Here is a 1239-nt window from a genome sequence, read left to right on the forward strand (position 1 = left end):
ATTATCTAGAAATATCTTGAGACGTCCAAGTATTTTCTTTATTACTGGACTCTTATTAGAGAGTAAAACTAAGCCTGAGATAGGGCTTAAATATTAATATACGAGGAGAATACATGCAACTAAAATGTTACTTTCGATAGTGAAGAAACTAAAAAAGTTAACTGGGTTGAACGGTTTCACTTGTGCCCGTATTATAAATTGCGTAATGATTGTACTAAATGCTAGAAGGCTTAAACATAGTCTAAATAAAGATAAAATTTTTTCATCTTTCATACATTCCCTCCTTTTCTTATATATAATTAGAATTTCCCTGTACATGCTCAATAAATAATTTTAACGGAACGAGCCCACGTTTTGGCATATGACTACTTATAATAGCTACTACTTCTAATTGAGGAATGATAACGATGTATTGTCCGCCGTATCCCATAGCGAAATATATACAATACGGTATGTGAAATCTTTCGTTATGTAATACCCACCAGTGATATCCATATGCGCCCACATGTTCATATGTTTCAAATTGCGCCCTACTTGACTCTTCTAACCATTTCGCTGATACAATTTCTTTTTCATTCCAATATCCATTTTGCAAACATAATTTTCCTAATTTTAATAAATCGGTAGATTTCATTTTCATACCGAAGCCACCTACATATATACCCTGCGGATCTTGTTGCCACTCGTATTCGTTAATTTTTAATGGATCAAATAAATATTTCTTTGCAAACCGCTCTGTCGACATTCCAGTAGCTTCTTGAATAATATAGCTCAGTAAATGAGAAGAACCTGAATTATAATTCATTTTTGTAGCAGGTTCTTCAATTATTGGCTTCTCTAATATGTACTGTACCCAGTTCTCTGATTCTACAAAGTCATTTGGGAATACTACTCCATTCCCAAACTCTTTCCAGCCCTCACCAGTAGTCATTGTTAATAAGTGATATAGCGTTAAATCATGTTTTTCCCCAGGTACATTTTCAATCCACTCTGTAATTGATGTATGTATATCATTTATATAGCCCTTATCAATTGCAATACCAATTAATAAAGATACGATACTTTTTGTAATCGAATTTATTTTATATAAATTATTTGCACATTCGGGTGTTTTATAATACTCAGTTGTTAATTCCCCTCGTATATTAATATTTAAGCCCTATCTCAGGCTTAGTTTTACTCTCTAATAAGAGTCCAGTAATAAAGAAAATACTTGGACGTCTCAAGATATTTCTAGAT

The 1239-nt window shown here is 32.4% G+C and carries 2 pseudogenes; both read right to left on the bottom strand.

Annotated elements, in window-relative coordinates:
- Window positions 1-99 precede the first annotated feature (99 nt).
- Window positions 100-273 (bottom strand): annotated as a pseudogene (locus MR168_RS32920) (Pr6Pr family membrane protein); the annotation flags it as partial.
- 16 nt (window positions 274-289) lie between these two features.
- Window positions 290-1141 (bottom strand): annotated as a pseudogene (locus tag MR168_RS32925) (serine hydrolase domain-containing protein); the annotation flags it as partial.
- Window positions 1142-1239 lie beyond the last annotated feature (98 nt).

This window comes from Bacillus cereus group sp. BfR-BA-01356 (assembly GCF_022663635.1).
GTDB classification, from domain to species: domain Bacteria; phylum Bacillota; class Bacilli; order Bacillales; family Bacillaceae_G; genus Bacillus_A; species Bacillus_A cereus.